The 24,529-nt window shown below is 57.8% G+C and carries 17 protein-coding genes; 11 read left to right on the forward strand and 6 right to left on the reverse strand.

Annotated features, from left to right (window positions below; all coding sequences use genetic code 11):
• Positions 1–352: 352 nt before the first annotated feature.
• The 3 genes from C1Y43_RS05335 to C1Y43_RS05345 form a co-directional block, all read right to left on the reverse strand.
• The gene (locus C1Y43_RS05335) at positions 353–907 is read right to left on the reverse strand and encodes a hypothetical protein (protein ID WP_146068642.1); all 555 of its coding nucleotides are present in this window, start codon (positions 905–907) and stop codon (positions 353–355) included.
• 366 nt (positions 908–1,273) lie between these two features.
• Positions 1,274–1,489, reverse strand: coding sequence for a hypothetical protein (locus C1Y43_RS05340; protein WP_021509437.1), 216 nt, complete (start codon positions 1,487–1,489; stop codon positions 1,274–1,276).
• 546 nt (positions 1,490–2,035) lie between these two features.
• Entirely contained in the window at positions 2,036–3,112 is a 1,077-nt protein-coding gene (locus tag C1Y43_RS05345; RefSeq protein WP_104187298.1) for a LacI family DNA-binding transcriptional regulator, read from the reverse strand.
• 195 nt (positions 3,113–3,307) lie between these two features.
• On the opposite strand from C1Y43_RS05345, the gene C1Y43_RS05350 reads away from it, so the two are divergent.
• The 7 genes from C1Y43_RS05350 to C1Y43_RS05380 all read left to right on the forward strand — a co-directional run bounded on the left by C1Y43_RS05350 (position 3,308) and on the right by C1Y43_RS05380 (position 11,072).
• Complete coding sequence (locus tag C1Y43_RS05350) at positions 3,308–4,129, forward strand: ABC transporter substrate-binding protein (RefSeq protein ID WP_058759175.1); 822 nt, start codon at positions 3,308–3,310, stop codon at positions 4,127–4,129.
• A 73-nt stretch (positions 4,130–4,202) separates the two neighbouring features.
• Entirely contained in the window at positions 4,203–5,009 is an 807-nt protein-coding gene (locus tag C1Y43_RS05355) for an amino acid ABC transporter permease (RefSeq protein WP_021509434.1), read from the forward strand.
• Position 5,010: 1 nt separating this feature from the next.
• On the forward strand, positions 5,011–5,757 hold the full coding sequence (locus C1Y43_RS05360; protein WP_021509433.1) for an amino acid ABC transporter ATP-binding protein: 747 nt from the start codon (positions 5,011–5,013) through the stop codon (positions 5,755–5,757).
• Positions 5,757–6,830: a Gfo/Idh/MocA family oxidoreductase gene (locus C1Y43_RS05365; protein ID WP_104187300.1), complete on the forward strand. Its 1,074-nt coding sequence runs from the start codon at positions 5,757–5,759 to the stop codon at positions 6,828–6,830. The genes C1Y43_RS05360 and C1Y43_RS05365 overlap by 1 nt, the downstream gene beginning before the upstream one ends.
• Before the next feature lie 33 nt (positions 6,831–6,863).
• Positions 6,864–7,982, forward strand: coding sequence for an FAD-binding oxidoreductase (locus C1Y43_RS05370; RefSeq protein ID WP_104187301.1), 1,119 nt, complete (start codon positions 6,864–6,866; stop codon positions 7,980–7,982).
• Between the two features lie 271 nt (positions 7,983–8,253).
• Complete coding sequence (locus C1Y43_RS05375; RefSeq protein WP_104187303.1) at positions 8,254–9,264, forward strand: GlxA family transcriptional regulator; 1,011 nt, start codon at positions 8,254–8,256, stop codon at positions 9,262–9,264.
• A 158-nt stretch (positions 9,265–9,422) separates the two neighbouring features.
• On the forward strand, positions 9,423–11,072 hold the full coding sequence (locus tag C1Y43_RS05380) for a methyl-accepting chemotaxis protein (protein ID WP_104187767.1): 1,650 nt from the start codon (positions 9,423–9,425) through the stop codon (positions 11,070–11,072).
• 91 nt (positions 11,073–11,163) lie between these two features.
• On the opposite strand, the gene alsS is transcribed toward C1Y43_RS05380, so the two are convergent.
• Positions 11,164–12,843, reverse strand: coding sequence for an acetolactate synthase AlsS (gene alsS / locus C1Y43_RS05385; protein WP_104093265.1), 1,680 nt, complete (start codon positions 12,841–12,843; stop codon positions 11,164–11,166).
• A 14-nt stretch (positions 12,844–12,857) separates the two neighbouring features.
• Positions 12,858–13,640, reverse strand: a complete 783-nt coding sequence (gene budA, locus C1Y43_RS05390) for an acetolactate decarboxylase (RefSeq protein ID WP_104093266.1) — start codon at positions 13,638–13,640, stop codon at positions 12,858–12,860.
• 104 nt (positions 13,641–13,744) lie between these two features.
• Here budA and C1Y43_RS05395 point away from each other — a divergent pair, with 104 nt between their 5' ends.
• Positions 13,745–14,626, forward strand: coding sequence for a LysR family transcriptional regulator (locus C1Y43_RS05395; protein WP_104187304.1), 882 nt, complete (start codon positions 13,745–13,747; stop codon positions 14,624–14,626).
• A 499-nt stretch (positions 14,627–15,125) separates the two neighbouring features.
• Positions 15,126–16,907, forward strand: a complete 1,782-nt coding sequence (locus C1Y43_RS05400; protein ID WP_104187306.1) for a sensor domain-containing phosphodiesterase — start codon at positions 15,126–15,128, stop codon at positions 16,905–16,907.
• A 76-nt stretch (positions 16,908–16,983) separates the two neighbouring features.
• On the opposite strand, the gene malT is transcribed toward C1Y43_RS05400, so the two are convergent.
• Positions 16,984–19,686, reverse strand: coding sequence for an HTH-type transcriptional regulator MalT (gene malT / locus C1Y43_RS05405; protein ID WP_104187308.1), 2,703 nt, complete (start codon positions 19,684–19,686; stop codon positions 16,984–16,986).
• A 276-nt stretch (positions 19,687–19,962) separates the two neighbouring features.
• Here malT and malP point away from each other — a divergent pair, with 276 nt between their 5' ends.
• Both malP and malQ read left to right on the forward strand, forming a co-directional pair.
• Positions 19,963–22,365: a maltodextrin phosphorylase gene (gene malP, locus C1Y43_RS05410; RefSeq protein ID WP_058781475.1), complete on the forward strand. Its 2,403-nt coding sequence runs from the start codon at positions 19,963–19,965 to the stop codon at positions 22,363–22,365.
• Positions 22,366–22,373: 8 nt separating this feature from the next.
• Complete coding sequence (gene malQ / locus C1Y43_RS05415) at positions 22,374–24,443, forward strand: 4-alpha-glucanotransferase (protein WP_104187310.1); 2,070 nt, start codon at positions 22,374–22,376, stop codon at positions 24,441–24,443.
• Positions 24,444–24,529 lie beyond the last annotated feature (86 nt).

A 24,529-nucleotide genomic window follows, 5' to 3' on the forward strand; every position in this document is an offset into this window, starting at 1 on the left:
TCCCCGCCTGCCTGGCAGGCGAGGATGAATTCAAGGCGTTGCATGGTAACAGTCTCAGTCCAGGGCATAGTGAGTCTCCTCTGCTATGCCGTTTATAACTGTTACCCATGTGCCCGGTCTAAAGTGTTACCCATGTGGCCGGTTTGTACCTCAATGCGCACCCTACAACTGAATACCCGGTTAGCTTCGCCCTCGTTGCTTCAACTATCTCTTTAGCTCATCCACAATGACAACGCTACGCGAAAACATCCCGTTTATCCCTCAGCGCTTTCGTCAGATTTCACGTAGCGCTATCGATTTGTTTGCTGGATATAGCTAGTTATTTTCAGAAGGTTTTAATCCAGGCAGTTTCTTATTTCATTACAACAATTTCGTTGTCTTTTTTGTCTTCACATTTACCCTTTCTTTTCTCTAATGTATTGACTTCCTTGCCCGGGTTTATATATTCATAGTCAAAAAGTGATTTAATCTCACTATGAAGCATTTTACAGGAATTTTTATCTAAATTTGTGATAATGTAAGCAAAGTATTTCACATCTTTAGATTTACCATCAAGAGGTGGGATTTCTTTTATAAATAAATTTTCCGGGATTTTCATGTCGATATAAAATCTCTTCAACCAGTCAGACCCTTTGCTCTCGTAACTGATATAACTTTCTTCAAGGTTGTTATAGTATCCATTGGACGGTGGAGATATTAAAGCGACTATTTCCGCTGGTTTATAAATGGCTTTTACTCTATTAATTCCTTCGAAGGTGTGATTTATATTTGATACTGTTTCAGCCACCTCAATAGCCATTAACGGCGAAGCAGAGATGGAAAATGTCGTTAAATTAACTCCTAATAATATTGCACCAAATCTGCACCCAAATGATTTCAATTTTTTATCAAGCGAAAAATTCATCATGGAATCCTCTTTGTCTAAGTTAAAGTTTATGCTTACATACCTGAATAATATATCAAAAAAGTAAAGTTAATCTTATTTTTCAGTTAAAGTTAAATTTATTCAATAAGTTAAGATCGCGCTTCTCGATAATGTTTAAGTAAAAGGATCGGTGTCCGGGCGAATATCACAAATTCACCCTGTCGGCACCGCGAGCCTGAATCGGTGCGCGTCGTTCCTATACTCCAGATCCGGCTTTGCGAGAGGTGAAATGTAGCCCGCGCTGCAAAACAGTCGAGTTCGGGAAACGACATGGCCAGCGATCACGGGTGCTGGCCATCGAGGCGTATTTCGTCGCGTTTCCTTTCTAGCACCGGAATAACCAGCTCATTAGTCGATAAATCCTGTTCGGTTAAAATGCCCGACTGGTAATATAACCCCGCTGCATGCTGTGGCCTGCGGCGCGGCGGCGTTCCAAAGCGCGTCTCGCTGCTGCTGGTCTTGCTGCAGTCGCTGTTGCTGCTGATTCTGAATATAGTTGCGGTCGCCGGGATTCAACGGTGCGGCCAGCGCTGAAGCAGTAAATAAACTGACGCTTAGCGCCATTAACTTTCCTGTATTTGCCATCATAGAAGGCTTAAGTGAAATTGATTGTAAATGTTTTGTAAGCCTGCTTGCTCATAATATCACTTAAACAATCAGAAAGTTCCTGATGAGGGAATAAAACGAGAATGGTCTTTTGATAGCACTTAATTTGATGTGGTGTGCTGCGCTAACTCAAATTAAAAGAGAATTGCTTTATAATTGCTGACAAGCGCTGAGATTTATTCGTGGTAATTACAACTATCTCATTAATGGTGGAACTGGATATAAAAACTTACCCACTCTGGCGAATTAATGAAACGGGGGAATCTGCTTGATTACGCCTATGCAGGGTTATCCAGGTGCGCATGAATGCGCACCCTACGGGATATCGCACAATTTGATGTTTCTCCGGTGTGCATGAATGCGCGTCCTGCGAGGCATCGCACAATTTACTGTTTCTCTGAGGCGTATGAAGTAACAAAACCGCGCCGTTTTCTGTAGGGGCGCCATTCATGGCGACCAAAAAAAGCAGGGAGAAATTCCACAAATCCGCCGCGGCACATTGTATCACCTGGCCGACGGATTTTCCCCCACCGAGCCGCGCACCACCATCCAGCTGTCAAACGCGGGTAAGGCGCCGGGGGATTGCTGGCGGATGTGGCAAATCAACCGGCGCGCGGCTTCGCGACCCATTTCATACACCGGCTGAGCGACCACGGTCAGCGGCGGTGACATCAGCTCGGTCCAGGGAAAATCGTCGTACATCACAAAAGAGATATCTTCGGGTACGCGCAGGCCGCGTTTGGCCAGACCGCGCAGGATGCCCATCGCAATCAGGTTATCGGAGGCAATCAGCGCGCTGGGTGGCTCGGCGAGCGCCAGCAGTTCAGTCAGGATCTGTTCAATGATGGCTTCGCTGAGCGCATTAAGCCGAATCAGCGCTGGATCCAGTTCCTTACCTGCGGCCCGGTAGGCATCAATCATTCCGCTAACGCGTTGCGCCACCGGCGTGGGGCCGAGCGTGATTGCCGGCGAATACGGTGCAGCGCTGCGCATGCTGGAGAGATAAGCAATTCGCTGATGTCCGGCCGCCAGTAACAGCTCCGTCGCCTGTTTGGCCACTGCGACAAAGTTCGCCTGGATGGTCTCCACCTCCATCCCCTGCACTGCACGGTCGAACATCATTAATGAACGCCCTTCTGCCAGCACCTGGCGAAGATGTTCATTATCCTCAAACAATGAGCTGCACGGCGCAACGATGATGCCATCGACGCGCTTATCCAGCATCACGCGCACGGCTTCCCGTTCCTCGTCCAGCGTTTCATCGCTGTTACTCAGCAGCAGGTGAAAGCCCGCCTGGCGCGCGACGTCGGCCATGCCGCGCAGCGCGAGGCCAAAGTGCGGGTTTTCAATGTCGCCGACAATCACCCCGATAGTATTGGAGCGGCCAGTGTTCATGCTGCGCGCCAGCTCGTTCGGTCGGTATCCCAGCGCTTCAGCAGCCTGATTCACCCGCGATTGCACATCTTCACTGACGGAACCATACCCGCCCAGCGCGCGTGCCGCCTGAGCTTTGGAAACATTGGCGGCGCGGGCGACGTCGGCAACGGTCGGACCGCGTGAACGAGCATTTTCATTGGTCATAATTATTTCGAATCACAAGTTGATAACAACATAATTGACGCTGCTGATAGCGTGTGCTTAATATCAGTATATCCGAATGAGACCGGTCTCACAACCAGAGCCGGTTTCATTTTGCCCCGCGTTGAGACCGGTCTCAATAACAATAAACCGGCTTGGCGAACTCTGAAGTTTCACCTGCACAGACGGAAGAGCCTTATGACATCGCACAAACGTTTCAATCACCTGACCGCCGCCCTGTTCGGCACGGCAATGCTGGTTTCCGCCAGCTGGAGCGCCCACGCCGCCAGCGACAGTAATCCCTGGGGTTTGATCGAACCCGGTCATCTCCGCGTTGCCAGCCTCGGCGACGCGAAGCCCTACACCTTCACCGATAAAAACGGCAACTTCACCGGCTTTGACGTCGAATTCTTCAAAAATGTGGCGCATCGCATGGGCATCGATCAGGTGGATTTTATCGGTCAGGACTTCTCCGCCATTTTGCCGGCGGTGGCAAATGGCCAGTATGATGCCGGCGTCGCCGCGATTGGCATCACCCCGCTGCGCGAAAAAACCGTCGATTTCTCCACCGGCTATCTTGCGGGCTATCTGACGGTGCTGACTCGCAGCGATTCCGGGGTGAAAAACGTAGAAACCCTGGCGCATAAACGGCTCGGAGTGATTCAGGGCACGCTGCAGGAGAACTATGCGCTGCAGCACTTCAAACAGACCGATCTGGTGCGTTTCCCCGATAACAACGCAGCGGTGTCCGCGCTGAATAACGGCACGCTGGATGCCATGTTCCTCGACTACGAAGCCGCCAAAGATTATGCCACCCGCTTTAAGCTGGTCACGGCGGCGAACATCCCTTCATTTGACGCGCCTGCGGGTGTCGCCATCGCCAAAGGCAAGCCCGAGTTCAAAGCAGCGCTGGATAAAGCCATCAAAGCGGCGATGCAGGATGGGACCTGGAAACAGCTGTACCAGAAGTGGTTCCCGGGTTCGCCAATGCCGCAACAGTATCTGCCCGGCGGCCAATAACCCTGCGCATCGTTATGCGTGAGACTGCATCCGGTGACGGCGCATGTCCGTCACCCGCAACCGAGAATCGGCTATGGATCTGATCACTATTCTTTCCCGTACGTTTTTTGATATTCCATCGATGATGGACGTCCTGCCACAACTGCTGGCAACCGGACTGGTGAACACCATCATTATCTCCGTGGCGGCCACCGTGCTGGGCACGTTATTCGGCCTGATACTGGCGCTGATGGGCATCTCGCCCTCGCGCTGGCTGCGCGTGCCCGCGCGGCTGTATACCGATCTGTTTCGCGGCTTGCCTTCCATCCTCACCATTCTGTTGATTGGTCAGGGCCTGGCGCGTTTCAGCTATCAGCTATTTGGTCCGACGCCGTATCCGCTCGGCATTTTTGCCCTGAGCCTGATTGCCAGCGCTTACATGGGCGAGATTTTCCGCTCCGGTATTCAGAGCGTGGAACAGGGGCAGATGGAAGCCTGCCGGGCGCTGGGAATGAGCTATGGCCGGGCGATGCGCCTGGTGATCATTCCGCAAGGCATCCGCCGCGTGTTGCCTGCGATAGTCAATCAGTTCATCGCAATCATCAAAGACTCGTCGCTGGTTTATCTGCTGGGTCTGATGACCGGTCAGCGTGAGCTGTTCCGCGTCGGTCAGGATGCCGCCGTGCTGAGCGGCAACCTGTCACCCCTGATGCTGGCCGGGCTGTTCTATCTGGTGATCACCGTGCCGCTCACCCACGCCGTGAACTACATCGACGTCCGCTACCGTACCGGACGTCGCCGCGCCACCGCGCCACAAAGCGGCCTGAAGGAGCTCGATGAAGTGCAGCAAAAGCGCAACGTGGTTCCGGCGGTCTCCCTTACCAGCGAGCGAGGACACTAATATGGCCATGCCATCTGCATTTCACGGCGCCAGCCTCGAGCTGCGCAACCTGACCCTGGCATACGGCCCGATTGAGGTGCTGCGCAATGTGTCGCTGAGCATCGAACCGGGCACCACCACCTGCATCATCGGTCCCTCGGGATCGGGAAAATCCACCTTACTGCGCGGCATCAATCGCCTGCATGAACCGAAGAACGGCGATGTCTTACTGGCCGGGCGCTCTGTTCTCAAGGACAAGCCCGATGCGCTGCGGCTGAGAATTGGCATGGTGTTTCAGCATTTCAACCTGTTTCCCGATCACAGCGCGCTGGAAAACGTGGCGCTGGCACCGTGGAAAGTGAAAGGCCGCCCGAAAGCCGAAGCGCTGGAGATTGCCCGTCAGCGGCTGGCCGAGGTGGGGCTTGCTCAGCGAGCCGATCACCGGCCGCGCGATCTCTCCGGAGGTCAGCAGCAGCGCGTGGCAATAGCGCGCGCGCTGGCGATGGAACCGGAAGTGATGCTGTTCGATGAAGCCACCTCGGCACTCGACCCTGAGCTGGTGAAAGGCGTTCTGACGTTAATGGCCGATTTGTGCCAGCGCGGCATGACCATGGTGGTCGTGACCCATGAGATGGGCTTCGCCCGGCGCGTGGCCGACCAGGTGGTGTTTATGGATGAAGGTGAAATCGTGGAAGCCGGCACGCCGGAACAAATCTTTGACCGTCCGCAGTCCGCGCGCCTGCAGCGTTTTCTGTCGGAGGTGCTGTAATGACACATCTTCAGGTTAGCGGCCCAGTCCGCACGGCGCTGGTGGGATTTGGCGTCGCCGGCAGCGTGTTTCATGCACCGCTGCTTGCCCATAACGCCGACTATCGTCTCGACGTTATCGTCACTGGCGATGCCCAACGCGTAGCGACCGCGCAGCAACGTTACCCCCAGGCGCGCGTGCTGCCGGACTGGCCCGCGCTGCTTAAGGCCATTGATGGCGGCGAGATCGGCATCGATCTCATCGTGCTGGCCACGCCGCCGGCGCAACACGCGGAGCAGGCTGTGCAGGCCAGCCAACGCGCGATCCATTTGGTAGTGGATAAACCGTTCGCACCAGATGTGCAGGCGGCAGAAATGATGATCGCCGCCGCGCAGCAGGCCAATACCTTGCTCACCGTGTTTCATAACCGACGCTGGGACGGTGACTTTCTGACATTACAGCGCCTGGTGCACCAGGAAGACTTCGGCACCGTAAGGAGTTTTGAGTCGCGTTTCGAGTGGTGGCGACCGCAGGGATTCGGCAACTGGCGTGACAGCGTCACGCTGGCACAGGGCGGTGGTTTGCTGCTGGATCTCGGCAGCCATCTGATTGACCAGGCCATCCAGCTCTTTGGCCCGGTCGCCCACGCCACGGCAGAACTGGCGCGCCATTCCGGCCCGCAATCGGACAGCGACGAGGACTGTTTTGTCTCATTGCTGCACCACAACGGCGTGCGCTCGCGGCTGTGGATGAATGGCCAGGCGGCACTGAATGCGCCGCGCTTTCACCTGCTGGGCAGCAAAGGCGCTTTCACCCACTGGGGGCTGGACAATCAGGAGCCGCAACTGGCGGCTGGCATGTCGCCCGGCGATAGCCAGTACGGCGTCACGCCGGCAGAAAACTCTGCCCGGGCCGGCACGGTCGGGGCAACCACAACGGTGCCGATTGAACGTGGTCACTACCCCGCTTTCTATCAGCTGTTAGCTCACGCGCTGTTACATGGCGGGCCGCCGCCGGTTGATGCGCGTGAAGCGCTCGGCGTTTTACAGCTAATTGAGCAGCTCCATCGGCAGCATCGCGTACGTATTGCCTGAAGGGCGAACATTTTTTAATAGAAGGAATGAATGATGTCTGACAAAACCGTGGCAAAAACCGTCATCGTGCTGGGTGGCGGCATCCTCGGCGTCTCAACCGCCTGGCAGCTGGCGCAGGCGGGCGCGCAGGTCACGCTGGTGACGGAAGCGGCACTCTGCTCCGGCGCCACCGGCCGCTCCCTCTCCTGGCTCAACTCCGCGGGCGAGCGTTCGCAGCCTTACCATGCGCTGCGCATGGCGGGCATTGACCGCTATCGCACGCTGTTTGCCCGTAATCCGCAGCTCGACTGGCTGCGCTTCGATGGCGCGATTTACTGGGCCGCAGACGATGACGCGGGCACCAAAGCGCGTCATCACTATGAAAAAGCGCAGGGCTACGACTCAAAGCTGATCAATCGCGCCACGGTCGGTGATGTCGATGCGCAGGTGAATCCGGCCAGCCTGAGTCAGGTGGCGATTGCCAACCCCGGTGAAGGCTGGGTCAGCCTGCCGCATCTGGTTGAGCATCTGGTTCAGGCATTGCGCGCGCTGGGCGGAGAGATCGTTGAGAACGCCGGTAAAGCCAGCGTGATCACCAAAGACGGCCGGGCCAGCGGCATTCGCAGCGAAAAACGCGGTGAGCTGCTGGCCGATCGCGTACTGGTAGCGTGTGGCCCGTGGACGCCGGAAGTGGTTGCCCCGCTCGGCGTGCACATCCCCAACGGTTCTCCGGTCTCTATGCTGGTGACCAGCCAGCCCGGCGATCACCGGCTGCAGGTGGTAATGAATACGCCGCGCGCGGCGGTCCGGCCTAATCCCGGCAACACCATCGCCGTCGATCACGACTGGTATGAAGAGCACATCGTCGCGCAGGCCGACGGGCAGTACAGCATTGATACCGCAGTCATTAACCAGCTGATGGCGGAAGCGGGTAACCTGATCGCTGACGGCGCGCCGCTGAAAGCCAGCAGCTGGAAAATCGGTCTCAAGCCGATTCCTGGCGATGGCGAACCGGTGGTCGGTGAGCTGCAGCAGGTTCCTGGCTGTTTTGTTGTCTTCACCCATTCCGGCGCCACGCTGGCGTTGATCCTCGGTGAGATACTGACGCAGGAGATACTCACCGGCGTTAAACACCCGATGCTGGCGACCTTCCGCCCGGAAAGATTCAGCTAACGTCAGCACCAGCGCCACGAAGAAAGTGGCGCTGGCTACGCGCCCTGTTGTCTGTCACACACCGCGACTTTGCCCAATCCTATCGCCTCGTCCACGCGCCCTTTCCGCTTCCCTGCTGGTCTGATATCCGCGTATTGCCGGTTTCTTTTCCGATGACAACCGCAAGGGCCAGATAAACTAAGAGTCCGCTATTGAGGCCACAAAGCTTCAGCGGCGGAAAATGTCACATTTTTCACGCAAATCACGACAATCTGAACACAGGAAACCCCTTATGCGTATCGCCATACTCGCCCTGGAAGGCAGCGTACTGTCCGCCGTTGCCGGAATGACCGACCTTTTCTGGATAACCAACAAAGCGATTGCCTCTTCCCCCGTGCACGCCGCACGCTTTCCCGATAAAGCTTTTGAAACGCTGATTGTCAGCGCCAACGGTGACCCGGTGTGGGATACGGAAGGCCGCCTGATTCACATCGACAGCTCATTTCAGGGGACTGGTGCGGTTGATGTGGTGATTGCGCCCGGCATGTTGCTGGGGCCCGACCTGCAACCGATTAACCTCGACAGTATCCGTCAGGCTGCCGGCTGGTTTAACAAACTCTATCAGCAGGGTGTCTGGGTTGCTGCTGCGGGCACCGGTGGCGTGATCCTTGGCGAGGCGGGTTTGCTGAATAACCGTTCCTTTACCACCACCTGGTGGGTCAGCCATATGCTGCAGGCGCGCTATCCGCAGGCGCGACTGGCGAAAGGCAAAACGCTGGAGGAAGACGAGCGCGTCATTACCAGCGGTGGCTGTTTTTCATGGATATCGCTGGCCCTGTATATCATTGAAAAAAACGCCGGCAAGGCGGTGGCGGATCTCACCCGGGAGATGTCGCTGGCCGATAACCCTGTGCTGCACACCCACCTTCCCGGCTCGCCGGGTGCGGGGAAAAGCAGCACGCCGTTTCTGGTGCGGGCGCAGGAGATCATCCGCCTGGAAAATCCCGCCATCAATGCCGCGCAACTGGCAGCCGCACTCAACGTTACCGGGCGCACCCTGCAGCGCAGAATGAAAGCCCTGTCGCAGGAGACGCCAAAAGAGTTTATTACCCGCATCCGCATTGAACTGGCCTGTACCATTCTGGCCAGCACCGACGTCAGCGTGCGTCAGACCGCCTTGCAGTGCGGTTACAGCGAAGATACCGCCTTTCGTAAAGCCTTCCATCAGGTGATGGCGATGACGCCGGCCCAGTATCGTGAGTGGATAGCCCACCGTAAGAAGCAGTTAATTAGCGCAAAATAATACGTCACGCATTTTGAAAGTTATTTAATTACTTCAAAATTAATGATCCTGAAAAGTTAATTTATTCATAATTTTTGAAATAACCTTTTGTGAGGTCCTGCCGATGTACGGTGGGTTGTCGCTTTATTCCTTTTAACTTTTTACCAGGTAACAATATGATGAATATTACTCAAAGACTTACCCTGGCTTTCATTTTACTCTCAGCTTCACTGGTGGTGACGGGCATTATTTCTGTGCGACTGTTAGGCGGTTTTCAGGAGCGCTTTGAATATGTTCAGGTCAATGCGATTCCCTCTATTCGCGATCTGTCCGAACTGATCGATCGCAGCAATAAACTGTCGCTCTCCCTGTATAAACATCAAAGCCAGACTGACAATGCGCGTATGCCGCCGGTCGAGAAAGAAATCGCTCAGCGCCTGGCCGACATTAAAACGCTGGCAGAATATTATTTAGCCAATGATATCTCCAGCGACGAAGATAAGCAGATGACCATTAAAGGCCTGGCGACGCTGCGCGTGGTTGAATCACGGTTGCCGGCGTTTCTGGCTGCTTCGCATGCTCATCAGGATGACGTCACGCTCGGCATGCTGGAAGCCGAAAGCGGTATTGGCGGCGCCATCAGTCAGTTAAAAAATGATTATCGCCAGCAGATGGCGCTTAATTTGTCGCTGGGTGACGGCTTGCGCGTGGTGAACCAGGAGATCTATCACCGCACATTCTGGGGATTGAGTGCCGGGGTCACGCTGACACTGCTGTTACTGGGTACGCTCACCGCGTTAACCCTGATGCGCATTCGTCACAGCCTGAAAGCAATTGGGCAGGTGATGGATCACGTTGGCAGCAGCCTTGACCTGAGCGTCACCGCCGATGACAGCAAAAAAGACGAAGTCGGCAACATGGCCCGCGCCTTTAACCAGCTACTTGACCGGGTTGGCAGCGCGCTGGCGCAGGTCAGTACCGCTTCTCACGCTGTCAGTTCTGCGTCGGCACAAATCGCCGCCGGCAACGAAGATCTCTCCTCGCGGACGGAACAGCAGGCCGCCTCGCTGGAACAGACGGCGGCCAGTATGGCGGAACTGAGCGAAACCGTGCGTCAGACGGCCGACAATACCCGCCAGGCCAATCGTCTGGCCGGTAACGCGACAGAACTTTCAGACGCCAGCGCGGTGTCGCTGGGCAATATGCTCAGCACCATGGCGGAGATCCGCTCCAGCTCGAAAAAAATCACCGAAATTGTCACGCTGATCGAAGGCATTGCCTTCCAGACCAATATCCTGGCGCTTAACGCTGCTGTCGAAGCGGCACGCGCCGGTGAACACGGTAAGGGCTTTGCGGTCGTCGCGGGTGAAGTGCGCAACCTCTCACAGCGTTCGACCCAGGCGGCCAGAGAGATCAAACAGCTGATCGATACCTCTTACAGCCTGGTGGAATCGGGTGCGGTACAGGCCGAAGCAGTGGAAGAGAACATGGCCGGACTGAAAACCGCGTTCCGCCAGGTGAATGATTTAGTCAGCGAAATTGCGGCGGCTGCGGAAGAGCAAAACACCGGCATCTCGCAGGTGCACCTGGCGATCAATCAGATGGATGATGTGACGCAGCAGAATGCGGCGCTGGTAGAGGAGGCCTCTGCCGCATCGGCGTCATTGCAGGATCAGGCGCAAACCCTGTCCGGCCTGGTGAATCAGTTTTCACTGGCCGGGTCCGCGCGACCTGCTGAGCGCCCGAAAACGGTCTCCGCGCTGAAACGTCCGGCTGCTGTACCCGTGGCCGCCGGTCACGGAATGGACGCGGACTGGCAGAGCTTTTAACCCCATCCGGCCAGCCTGGCGCTAAATAGCGCATTATTCCGGACCGCCGTGACGTTGACGGCCGGTCCGGACTGACTCAGGTGACAGCCGATCAAAGCAGCTGGCTGAGGTGCAGCTGCCCCATCAGCAGCGGGTTATCGCTGTAATCTACCGGGATGGCCACCACGGCCGGTCCTTCCACCTCCATCGCCCGCCGCAACGTGGGTTCCAGCTCAGCTGCGCTGTTCACCGAAAATCCAGCGGCACCAAACGCCTGCGCGTAAGCTTTGAAATCCACCGGCCCGAAGTTCACACCGGAGACGCGCTGGTATTTCTTCTCTTCCTGAATCGCCACCATGTTATAGCCATTGTCGACCCAGATGATGTGCAGAATATTGGCCTTTAACCTGACGGCGGTTTCCAGCTCCATGCTGGATTGCAGAAAGCCGCCGTCGCCCGACACCGAAACCACTTTACGGGACGGATCGACCAGCCAGGCGCCAATCGCCCACGGCAGCGCCACGCCCATGGTTTGCTGCCCGTTGGAAATCATGATTTGCCGTGCCCGGAAGCTGTAGAGGTAACGGGCAATCCAGATATGAAAACTGCCCATGTCGACCGTCAGGCTGACGTCACTGTTAATGATGTCCTGCATCGCCCGCACGATACGCAGCGGATGCAGGGCGAACTGATCGAGGCTGGCACCCTGCATCGCCAGCAGCTGACGCTGTTGCTGACGATCCTGCAGAATGGTGGCGGCAGCGTCGCTGAGCTGCAGCGGCGACGTGATTTGCGCGGCGATTTTGCGTACTGTCCCGGCGATATCGCCCACCAGTTCAGCGTCGGGTTGGTAGTGGTTATCGGTCTCGGCGGGCAGCACGTCGATGTGCACCAGCAAGGCGTTGCTGCGGTTCCACATGGCCGGTTCATACTCGACCGGGCTGTAACCGATGGTGATAATCAAATCCGCCTGCTGGAGCAATCGGTCACCGGCCTGATTGTTAAACAGGCCAACCCGCCCGGCAAAGCGTGAGAAGTGATCCTGCCGCACCGCGCCCGCCGCCTGATAGGTGCTGGTCACCGGAATACGGCTTTTGGTTAACAATTCATGAATCGCCGCGCTGTTTTCCGGCTGGCTGGCCATCAGGCCCAGCAGGATCACCGGATTTTTCGCCCGCGCAATCTCGCGGCTTACGGCATTCACCAGCGCGTCTGGCGCAGCGCCCAGCGTGATGTGTCCTGAACGCTGTAACAGGCTGCCTGACACCGGCTGGTCAACAATGTCCTGCGGCAGACTGAGGAACGATGCGCCGCCGCGCCCGTTTTCGGCATGGCGAAACGCGTTCGATACGCACTCCGCGAGCGCCGAGGCATCAGTGACTTCGACGGCAAATTTGGTCACCGGGCGAAACATCGCCACCGTGTCCATGCTTTGATGCACCTGTTTGGCACTGTCAGAGCGCTTAACCGCCCCGCCGATCGCCACCACCGGATCGCCTTCGCTGGTGGCGGTGGCCATGCCGGTCACCAGGTTTGAGCAGCCGGGCCCGGAAGTCACCAGCGCTACGCCGGCGTGGCCGGTCAGGCGGCCCATTGCCGCGGCCATAAACGCCGCGTTAGCCTCATGACGCACCGGAATCAGCTGAATGGAAGAATCTACCAGCGAATCAAACACCTTGTCGATTTTGGCACCGGGAATGCCAAAAATATGGTTTACGCCCTGCGCTTCCAGCTGAGCGACAACCAGGTCTGCGCCACTGTTCCACAGCGTCTGGGTTTTAAGCTGTTTCATGATCACCTCTGCGATTAACTTTCGACGGAACGGATCGCGGCATCGAGATCCTGAGGATTGAGATCGGCCTGTAAAAACTCGCGATCCTGCGGCAGGTCGACCACCAGCTTGCTGATGGCACCAAACGTCAGCGTGCCCTGCTCCAGCACATAGTCGAGGATATGCCCGCCGCCCTGACGATCGTCGGTGATGAAGTGCTCGTGATAGCCGGCGACGTTAATACCCTGCATATATTGCGGCGTGCGGAATCCAATCAGCTCACCGTCACGCTGGCGAAAATCGAAGGTGGGCTGATTGCCCAGCACTTCCGGCATAGAGCGATACGGACGGCACTGGCAGGGCACGGTGCGCGTCTGCACTGAGGCAAAGCGACCGCTCAGGCGCAGCGCGCAGAAATGGTTATCGGAAGTTATGATGCGATCAATCACCTGATGGACGTCATCGCGCGTGGCGGTATGCGCAAAGCGGTGCTGATGTTCCGGTTTGAAGAAGGTCATCACGGCGAACGGGGTTTGTTGTTCAGGCCGTGCCGGGCTGGCGCTGCCATCGGCGCGCAGCTGATAAATCTGCCGGTCAAATGCCACCAGTTCACCATCCAGCTGATTGAACGTGCCGAGGCCAAAATCGCCCTTCTGCAACAGCTGCGCGACGGTGGTTGAACCGTCATAGACGCCGTTGAGCAGCGCACTCATCAGGGAGGTCTGATAGATAACCTTTTCTGGTGATTGCTGTCCCAGTTGAGTGACGGATGCCTTTAGCTGATCTTCGCATGAACAATCAGATACAAAGTTACACATTTGCTGCCTCACAATCAGATAGTTAAGCCGTGTTAATATCATGGTGGGCTACATGGCTCACAGAATCCAATAGTGAAAACTGCCAACTTCGAGACGTTTTTGATATGGAACTTCGCCACCTGCGTTATTTCGTTGCCGTTGCTGAAACGCAGCACTTTACCCGCGCCGCCGAGTTGCTGGGCATATCGCAGCCACCGCTCAGCCAGCAAATCCAGCGGCTGGAGCACGAGATCGGCACGCCGCTGCTGAAACGCCTGACGCGCGGCGTGGAACTGACCGATGCGGGCCGCGCGTTTCTGCCCGATGCGATAGCGATTGTGCAGCTGGCCGATATGGCGCTGGAAAAGGCGCGCGGCGTGGCGCGGGGCATGAGCGGCCAGATGTCACTGGGTTTTGCCAGCTCGGTGGCGTTTGGCGCGCCGGTGTTTGATCTGATTCGCGCCTTTAAAACGCGTTACCCGGCGATGGAGCTCATCACCCGGGAAGAGAACATGGCGCTGCTGATGCAGGACTTAGGGGAAGGTTTGCTGGATGCGGCGTTCATTCGTCTGCCGTGTGAAAGCAGTAAGGCGTTTAACCTGAAAGTGATCGCCACGGAGGAGATGAAAGTGGCGCTGCCGGCCAGCCATGCGCTCAGCCAGCAGCAGAGTGTTGCGCTGACGCAGCTGGCCGGAGAATCATTGATTATTTTCCCGCGCGAGGTGGCGCCCAGCCTGTACGAATTAATCGTCAGTGCCTGTCTGCGCGCCGGCTTTGCCGCAAGTCGCTTTCAGCAGGCACCGCAGATTACCTCCTCGCTCGGCATGGTGGGCGCAGGCTGCGGGATTGCGCTGGTGCCGGCTTCACTGTGCTGCGTCAATAATCCACAGCTGGTATTTCGTGACATTGAAAATAATACGCTGTTCACCGACATTGCCTTCGCCTGGCGGCGTAATCATCCGGCCAAAACGGTGTTACACCTGCTGAGTTTGATTAACGGGGAATAATTTGAGAGGGAAATCTGCTGTTTGCGGTGACAGTGCGGACTGAACAATACGTTTATATAACATTAGCCAGTATGATAAATATACCGACAGGTGCGTTTTTTATCAGGGTAATAATACGCAGCGATACTATTATTTTGCTCATTAATTATTAGAAAGCCAGCATTATTACCCGACTCATCCCTGCCAGAAATTAATAATGCCTTCATTCTCAGGAAGTAATGGCCTGCATGCTCTACTTAATTAGAGTTAGCAGAGAGGTCAGGTAACCTGTTATTGCCAGACTGATAAAAATAATACGATAAATTATCAGAATCGTCGCTGCTTAAAAATTTCGTTAAAGAAAATAAAAATGACAGATGCCGGTGTTAAGCCTACCATGAGAAAGACCATTATAATATTTACGCTTATTAACCACGCCAGCGGCAGGGTGTTGCAGGCCGCATACTGAACTTTTTGCTGTTAAATTTCGCACCGGAACCAGGCCGGCGCGGAGGAAATTATGCTGATGAATTTCAACGGTGACGACGATCGCCGCGCACGGGCATTGAAGGCGCTGCGCAGTCGCGACGAAAGCCGTGACGACGTATTACAAAACTTTGTCCGGCTGACCAGTCAGGCACTGGGTATTCCAGGTAGCTTTGTCTCCGTTCTGGATGATGAACATCAGCATATCTGCGCCGCCCACAATTTTGCGCTGGAGCACTCATCCCGCGAGGATTCGCTGTGCCGCCACGCCGTGGACAGTGACGGCGCGGTAGTTATCTCCGACACCCTGCTGGATGCGCGTTTTGCCCGCCATCCGCTGATCATCGGTGCCCCTTTTATCCGCTTTTACGCCGGTGTGCCGCTCAGGCATCGCGATGGCTATGTGCTGGGCACGCTGTGCGTCACGGACGTCGCGCCACACCCGTTCAGCGCTGATCAGGTGAAGGTATTACAGCTGCTGGCCGATCTGGTGATGTCATTCCTCGAAGCGTGGCACTGTGCCGGCTTCACCGATCCGGTCACGGCACTGCCTAACCGCCAGCGCCTGATTCGCGACCTGCAGCGGCTGGCCTCCATCGGGGATCGAACGCCGCAGCGGCTGATCCTGATCGACTGCATTGATATGCCGCGCGCTTACGAGCTGGCGCGCTCCATGGGCATGGGGCCGGTGGAAAGCCTGCTGAAGCACGTCACCACGTTACTGCCTTTGCGCCTGCAGCCCGGTGCGGACGACATCATTTATACCGTCGCCACCGGGCGTTTTGCGATTCTCACCATGGACAACAGCCCGCTGACCGCCGCATCGGTGGCAGAAAACCTGGCAGGGATCAGCGCGGATTTGGACGCGGGCATCTCTGTCGCCCTCACCTGCTTTACCGGCGAGGTCATTTTCATTCCAGCAGAACTTCGCGCGCAGGAAGTGCTGCGCCGGGCGGTGAGTGCGCTGCATGAGGCGATTGGCAACCGGGTGCCCGCCATGAGCTTCAGCCTGGTAGCCGATCAGCGCCGCACTCAGGACTTTCTTCTGATGAACGATCTGGCTGCGGCATTGCAACAGGATCAGGGCCTGTGGCTGGCGTTCCAGCCGAAGATCTGCCTGAACAGTGGCCGGCCCGTTGGCCTGGAGGCACTGGTGCGCTGGCGGCATCCGCAGCGCGGCGAACTCGCTCCCGATCTGTTTATCCCGCTGGCGGAACAGACCGAGCTGCTCAGTGCCTTAACCAGCTGGGTGACCGACAAGGCGATCGCCAGGTTAAAACGCCTGCAGCACAGCCCCCTCCAGCTGCCGGTGACCATCAATATCAGCAGTCGCGACTTCTCAGATCCCGGTTTTGCCGATGCGCTGGAAATGAAAATGCTGCAGGCCCGCCTGCCGACCTCGCTGCTGGGCATTGAATGCCTGGAGACCGAGCAGATTATTAACAGTCCCGCGGCGCTACAGGGGCTGGAGATGCTGAAGCTGCGTGGGTTTGGCATCTCGCTGGATGACTTTGGCACCGGCTACAGCAATATCGGCTACCTGCGACGGATGCCGCTGGATGTGATCAAGCTTGATCGCGCGCTGATCAGCGAAATCGCCTCAGATACCGCGTCGCGGATTATCGCGCGCAGCATCATTACCATGCTGAAACAGCTGGATTACACCGTACTGGCTGAAGGCGTAGAGAATGTCGACACCGTTGCTGCGCTGGCGGAGTACGGCTGCGATCAGGCGCAGGGTTACTTCTATGCGCGCCCGCTGCCGGAAAGCGAACTGGATGCGTGGCTGACGCGCCAGCTCGCGGCACAAAGCTGAGCCAGAACTGCTTAATACATATCAGGTTATACATGTGCTGCGAGGTAATGAGATTCACCGCAACACGACGTCTGCCTTAAACGTAGCCCATCAGTTTCAGCATTGACTGTGCCTGGTGCATCGCTTCGGCGCGATGGGTGACGCCCAGCTTCTGGTACAGATTACGGATATGGGTTTTGATGGTGGTTGCCGCGACGTCCAGCTCGCCGGCGATCTGATCGTTGCTGTAGCCGGAGTAGATCAACCCCAGCACCTGCCATTCGCGCTGGGTCAGCGGACTGGTGCGAATCAGCTCCGGCACATCCGGGTGGTTCAACAGCCGGCTGACGAAGCCCTCATCGAAATGGGCAAACTTATGCCGGTGATACTTGTTGATCTCACTGAGAATGCGCCGGGCCCGATGCTGATCGAGTTCGCTCAGCGTATTGAGCTGAATTAACTGGCGCAGCTGCTGCGCCATCATTTCGCCCTCAATCACGAAGTGGCTGACGAAGCCGGTGCTGCGTGCCAGCTTCAGCGCTTCGATCAGCGCCTTCTGCGCCTCCGCTTTGCGCGCGGTTTGCCAGTAGATTTGATTCAGCAGCAGCAGGTTACGGTTTAAATCACTCATCAGCCGCAGCGCATGCGCATTTTCATTCAGCTCATCGAGGATCACTTCGGCCTGGCTGAGATTGCCCAGCAGGATCTGCGCCCGCGCCACATTGCGCCACTGGCCCTGCAAAAAATGATTGTTGGCAAAGGCGGGTTTATCGGTATGGCGCATCCAGTGGCTGGCGCTCTGCGCATCGCCCGTCATCTGCCAGTAGATCAGCCGCACTTTGTCGGCGTTGGCAATCCAGTCGCTGTGCAGCACGCCGTTATTCATCAGGTTTTCCAGCCGGCTGAGATAGCTGCGCGCATTATCCAGATTGCCGCGTGCCAGCGAGCACTGAATCAATAGCCCAAGGCACTGGATTTGCTGCTGGGGCGGATAGCCTTTCAGGACTTTGATGCCTGCGCGCGCGGCGTGTTCGGCCTCATCCAGCCGGCCCCACGCCCACATCAGCTGCGCACGGATGCGCAGTAAAAACTCGTGCAGCGGGATGTTCGCCAGATGCTGTTCACTTACCAGCACAAACGCTTTTTCCTGAATCTCCCACGCTGATTGTAAAAAGCCCTGCGCGAACAGGATTTCGCTCTGCTGAATCAAACTCCACAGCGCGTAGTGCCAGGCTTCATCGCGGCGCGCCATCTGTTCGGTTTGCCGCATCAGCGCCAGCGAGTTGGTCAGGTCACCTTTGCAATGCATCACTTCGCCGTGCACTGAGGTGGCCACAATGCGGCTGTAGCGACGCGTTTCCGGCAGCGTTTCCAGCGCCAGCCGTGCCAGTCGCTCTGCTTCGTCGGCGTTGCCGTGATTGATGGCCACCTGTGCGCGCACCGCATTGAATTCGCCCTGCAGCGCGTCGTCAATTTCGCAGTCGCAGCCTTCCTCAAAGCGCGCCAGCAGCCGGTTAACTTCAGAAAAGCGATGCTGGCTCTGCATCAGCCACGCCTGCAGCAGTACCAGTTTCGGACTGGCCAGCAGCGTGTGCCACGGCAGCGCATTCAGCGACTGCTCCAGCAGTGCCAGTTCGCTGCGGTTGAACAGCGTCCACGCATGCTGCAGCAGCACGTCGCGCAGCATATCGGTATCGCCGGACGCCAGCGCATGATGAATCGCCTCGCCGGGAAAACCCTGCGCCATCCAGCTTTGCGCAGCCGCGCGGTGAATGGCCGGTAGCTCGCTGGCCAGCTCCCATTCGCAGCGCTGACGCAAAAAGCTGCCGAACAGCGGGTGATAGCTGAACCACTGCCCTGAATCATCCATGCGCTGAATAAACAGCCCCTGACGTTCAATTTCTTCCAGCCGCATGCGCCCGTTGTCTTCACCGGTCACGCAGGCGACCAGCGCATCATTCATCGACTGCAATAACGCGCTCTTCAGCAAAAAATGGCGCGTGGCGGCATCGACGTTATCCAGCACTTCCTCGACCAGATAATCGGAAAGGTGGCTGGCATTAATACCGGAGAGCCGGCGAGCGGAGTCCTGCGCCGATGCCGCGCCCTGACGGGTGGACAGTGCGATCAGCTGTAACGCAGTCGCCCAACCTGCTACATCATCACACAGACGGTTGCTCTCATCCGGCGCGAGCGGCGCACTCAGGCGGCAGTCGAAGAACTGTTTCGCCTCCTGATGGGTGAAGGCCAGCTGCTGGCTGCCCAGCTTCAGTAGTTGTTCACGCACGCGCAGATTAGCAATACCCAACTGCGGCAGATTGCGGGACAGCACCACCAGCGTCAGGTTATCCGGCTGATGGCGCAGGAAAAAGCGCATCGCTTCATGCACGGCAGGATTGGTGATGTGATGATAATCATCGATGATCAGCCACAGCGGCTGCTGCCACGCGGCCAGCTCATTAAACAGCTGGGCGAACAGCGCATTGAGGTTCACGTACTGACGCTTTTGCGCCAGCGTCTCGCTGCGGCTGCATGCGCCGCGGGTAGCCTGCTGCAGCGCGGCGATCAGGTAATCGGCGAAGCGCTCCGGCTGATTGTCGCCCTCGTCTAATGAATACCAGCCCAGCTCGCTTTTATCAGCCGCCCACTGCGATACCAGCGTGGTTTTGCCGTAGCCCGCCGGGCTGGCAATCAGCACCAGCCGGTAATTCGCCGCTGCGCTGAGCTTTTGCAGCAGACGATCGCGGGTAACCGTGCTTTCAGGACGAACGGGACGACTCAGTTTTGAGGGTATCAACATGGGCGCACGCTTCTCCGTTAACGTTCAGCGCATCATTTTTTTACGCTTCGTAATTAATAGTCATACACGTTCGGAGATTCGGTTACTGAATGCAAGCGAACTGATTAGTTACGCTTTACAAAAGCGAGTGTTATCACACTCCTGCCGCGCTTTCAGATTTACCTCAGCCTCTCCACCCTCCCTGTCCTCCCCGTGGAATTTTTTACAGGAGGAGGTAGCCGCCTGGCGGCAGCGTCACACTGCCTGTAACCCTATTTATTCGACTGGAGTTTCCCTATGGCACTGCCCACATTTGACCCTGACCGTTTTTCTGCCGCGCTGGTGCGCCAGTGGCAACGTTTTGGCCTGCCGGATGCGCAGGAAATGAGCCCCGACCAGTGGTGGCACGCGCTGAGCGGCGCGCTGGCCGAACTGCTGGCGGATATACCGGTGCAGCCGGCCGCTGGCGGACAGCGCCACGTTAATTATCTGTCAATGGAGTTTCTGCTGGGCAGGCTGACCGGCAACAATCTGCTGAATCTCGGCTGGTACGACGGCGTTAAAGCGACGCTGGCCGCAGCAGGCGTGACGCTGAGTGACGTGCTGGAGCGTGAAACCGATCCGGCACTGGGCAACGGCGGTCTGGGACGGCTGGCCGCCTGTTTTCTCGATGCGATGGCGACCACCGGCCAGCCTGCGCTCGGCTATGGCCTGAACTACCAGTACGGTCTGTTTCGCCAGCATTTTGTCGGGGGCGCGCAGCACGAACAGCCGGATGACTGGCAGCGCGATCGTTATCCCTGGTTTCGCCACAACGCGGCGCTTGACGTGCAGGTCGGACTGGGCGGCAGCGTGACCACCATTGACGGCGTGGCGCACTGGCAGCCTGCTTTTGTTGTGCAGGGTGAAGCCTGGGATCTGCCGGTGGTCGGTTTCCGCAACGGCATCACGCAGCCCTTGCGTCTGTGGCAGGCAAAGCATGCCCGACCGTTTGATCTCCAGCGTTTCAATAACGGCGATTTTCTGCGTGCAGAACAGCAAGGCATTGAGGCGGAAAAACTGACCAAAGTGCTCTACCCGAATGACAACCATCAGGCAGGCAAAAAGCTGCGTCTGATGCAGCAGTATTTCCAGTGTGCCTGTACGCTGGCGGATATTCTGCGCCGTCATCAGGCGGCGGGACGATCCATCGAAACGTTAGCGGATTATGAAGTGATCCAGCTGAACGATACGCATCCGACGCTGGCCATCCCGGAGCTGTTGCGCCTGCTGCTGGATGAGCACCGGCTCAGCTGGCAGGACGCATGGCGCATTACCCAGCGCACCTTCGCCTATACCAACCACACGCTGATGCCGGAAGCGCTGGAGTGCTGGAACCTGCGCCTGGTGCGCAGCCTGCTGCCGCGCCATCTGATGATCATCAATACGCTCAATGCGCAGCTAAAACAGCAGGTTGAGGCGCGCTGGCCGGGTAATCAGGCGATCTGGTCAAAACTGGCGCTGGTGCACGATCAGCAACTGCGCATGGCAAATCTGTGCGTGGTCGGCAGCTTTGCAGTCAACGGCGTGGCGGCGCTGCACTCGCGGCTGGTGGTACAGGACCTGTTCCCCGAGTATCACGCGCTGTGGCCGGAGAAGTTTCACAATGTCACCAACGGCATCACGCCGCGTCGCTGGATCAACCAGTGCAATCCGGCGCTGGCGGCGCTGATCAACAAAACGCTGCAGCGTCCGTGGCTTAACGATCTCGATGCGCTGCAGGATCTGACGCCATTCGCCGATGACGCCGCCTTCCGCGCCGAATATCGCGCCATTAAGCAGCACAACAAGCAGGCACTGACAGAGTGGATCGCCGCCCGAACCGGCATTGCGGTGCAGCCTGATGCGCTGTTTGACGTCCAAATCAAGCGGCTGCACGAATACAAACGGCAGCACCTGATGCTGCTGCACATGATTGCGCTGTGGCAAACGCTGGTCAGCGATCCGCAGGCCAATCTGGCTCCGCGCGTGATGCTGTTTGGTGCCAAAGCGGCGCCGGGTTATGCGCTGGCGAAAAACATCATTTACGCCATCAATAAAGTAGCAGAGACCATTAACCACGATGCGCGCGTCGGCGACCGGCTGAAAATTGTCTTTATCCCTGATTACAACGTGTCGGTTGCCGAGCGCCTGATCCCGGCCGCCGATCTCTCGGAACAGATCTCTACTGCGGGCAAAGAAGCATCCGGTACCGGCAATATGAAGCTGGCGCTGAACGGTGCACTCACCATCGGTACGCTGGATGGGGCCAACGTTGAAATCGCGCAGCAGGTCGGTGAAGAGAATATCTTCATCTTTGGCCATACCGTAGAGCAGGTCAGCGCGCTGAAACAGGCCGGTTACTCGCCATTGAACTGGCGCAGTAAGGACGCGCAGCTGGATCGCGCGCTGACCGCGCTGGAAGATGGCACCTTCAGTAACGGCGACCGCACGGCGTTCAGCGATCTGGTCAACAGCCTGGGCGCGCAAGGCGGCGATCCTTATCTGGTACTGGCTGATTTTCGCCACTATCTCAACGCGCAGCAGCAGGTTGAAGCGCTGTGGGCCGATCCTGAGGCCTGGACGCGCGCCGCAATCCTCAATACCGCGCGTTGCGGCATGTTCAGTGCCGATCGCGCCATTCGTGACTATCAGCAACGTATCTGGCAGGCCAGCCGCTAAGGAACGCCATGAAACCCAAAGATGCTCTTGATCGCCGTGCTGACGCGCTTATTGCTGCGGAATATATTGATGCGCACGGAAAACCGCAGCAGATTTCTGCTCTTACCCATCAGCGTCTCGCTGCGCTGATGCAGGCCCCTGCGAACGGCTCCGCACCGCTGCCGCCGGTGGTGATTTTTTATGTCGGACAGCCACTGAGTCTGGCACCGGTGCTCAGCGCCGATGCGGAATGGCAGCTGACGAGCGAAAGCGGCGAAAACTGGTCCGGGCGCTGCCAGCCAGGTGAAGCGTTGGTGTTGCCCGCGTTGCCCGCCGGTTATCACCAGCTGACATTGACTCAGAAGTTACAGTGTCACCGTTGCCCGATTATAGTGGCACCCCGCCGCTGCTACGAACCTGCGGAACTGCTGGCGGGCGAATCGCTGTGGGGCAGCTGTATTCAGCTGTATACGCTGCGCTCTGCGGCTAACTGGGGCATCGGGGATTTCGGCGATCTGCGGCAGATGATCGCTGAAACCGCGCGGCGCGGCGGCGCGTTTGTCGGGCTCAATCCGCTGCACGCGCTGTTTCCTGCCGCACCGGAGAGCGCCAGCCCTTACAGTCCCTCTTCCCGGCGTTGGCTCAACATCCTCTATATCGACGTGGGCGCTGTGGCAGATTTTGGCCTCAGCGACGCGGCGCAGGCCTGGTGGCAAGCTGAGGAGACGCAGCAGGCGATTCGGGCAGCGCGTGACGCCGCATGGGTGGATTACACTGCCGTCACCCGGCTTAAGTTGCAGGGACTGCGGCTTGCCTGGCAGCAGTTTCGCCGGCGCACGGCAGATGATGGACAGGCGCAGGCGTTTGCGGAGTTTGTGCGTGCCGGGGGCGACAGCCTGCTGCATCAGGGGCTGTTTGATGCGCTGCACGCGGCGCGCAGCGCCCAGGATGGCACGGGCTATGGCTGGCAACACTGGCCGGCCGAATGGCAGCAGGCGAACAGTGCGGCAGTGCTGGCGTTCCGCATCGAGCACAGCGACGAGGTGCGTTTCTACATGTGGCTGCAGTGGCTGGCGGCAGAGCAATTCGCCGCCTGCTGGCAGCTGTGTCAGCAGCAGCAGATGGCGATCGGGCTGTATCGCGACCTGGCGGTGGGCGTGGCGGCGGATGGCGCGGAAACCTGGCGCGATCGGCAGCTTTACTGCCTGGACGCCAGTGTTGGCGCGCCGCCGGATATCCTCGGTCCGCTCGGTCAGAACTGGGGATTGCCGCCGATGGACCCGCAGGTGATGGCCGCGCGCGGCTATGAACCGTGGATCGACCTGCTGCGCGCCAGCATGCGCGACTGCGGCGCGCTGCGCATTGACCATGTGATGGCGCTGCTGCGTTTATGGTGGATACCGAAGGATGAAAGCGCGGCGCACGGTGCCTATGTGCACTATCCGGTGGATGATTTGCTGGCGATTCTGGCACTGGAGAGCCAGCGCCATCGTTGCATGGTGATTGGCGAGGATCTGGGCACCGTGCCGGAAGCCATCGTTGATAAACTGCGCGACGCCGGTGTGTACTCCTACAAAGTGCTCTACTTTGAGCAGGAATCGCAGCGCCACTTCCGCGCGCCAGCGACGTGGCCGCGTCAGGCGATGGCCGTTACCACCACCCATGATATGCCGACGCTGCGCGGCTGGTGGCAAAGTGACGATTTGCGGCTGGGCAGTGCTCTCGGACTGTACCCCGATCGGGCGATTCTCGCTGGCCTGTATCGCGATCGGCGCCTGGCTAAACAGGCGTTGCTGCGTACGCTGTTGCGCAGCGGTGACCTGCCGCCGCGCCGCCGCTTCCGGCGGGCCAGCGTGCGCATGAGTCATCAGCTTAGTCAGGCGATCCATCGCTATCTGGCCCGCAGCCAGTGTGCGCTGCTCGGTTTGCAGCCGGAAGAGTGGCTGGATATGGCACTGCCGGTCAACGTGCCGGGCACCGTCGATCAGTATCCCAACTGGCGACGTAAACTCAGTGTAACGCTGGAAGCGATAGCGGAGGATGACAGAATCGATGCGTTGCTGACGGCGGTACATTCACGCCAGCGTCAGCGTAAGTAGCACGAAACCGGCCTGCTGCGTGCAGGTCGGAGTGCCATAAAAAAGGTGCGCCGAAGCGCACCAGGTGGGGCAACTCAGCACTGTCG

Source organism: Pantoea sp. ICBG 828 (genome assembly GCF_002928355.1).
In the GTDB taxonomy this organism is placed as follows: domain Bacteria; phylum Pseudomonadota; class Gammaproteobacteria; order Enterobacterales; family Enterobacteriaceae; genus Pantoea; species Pantoea dispersa.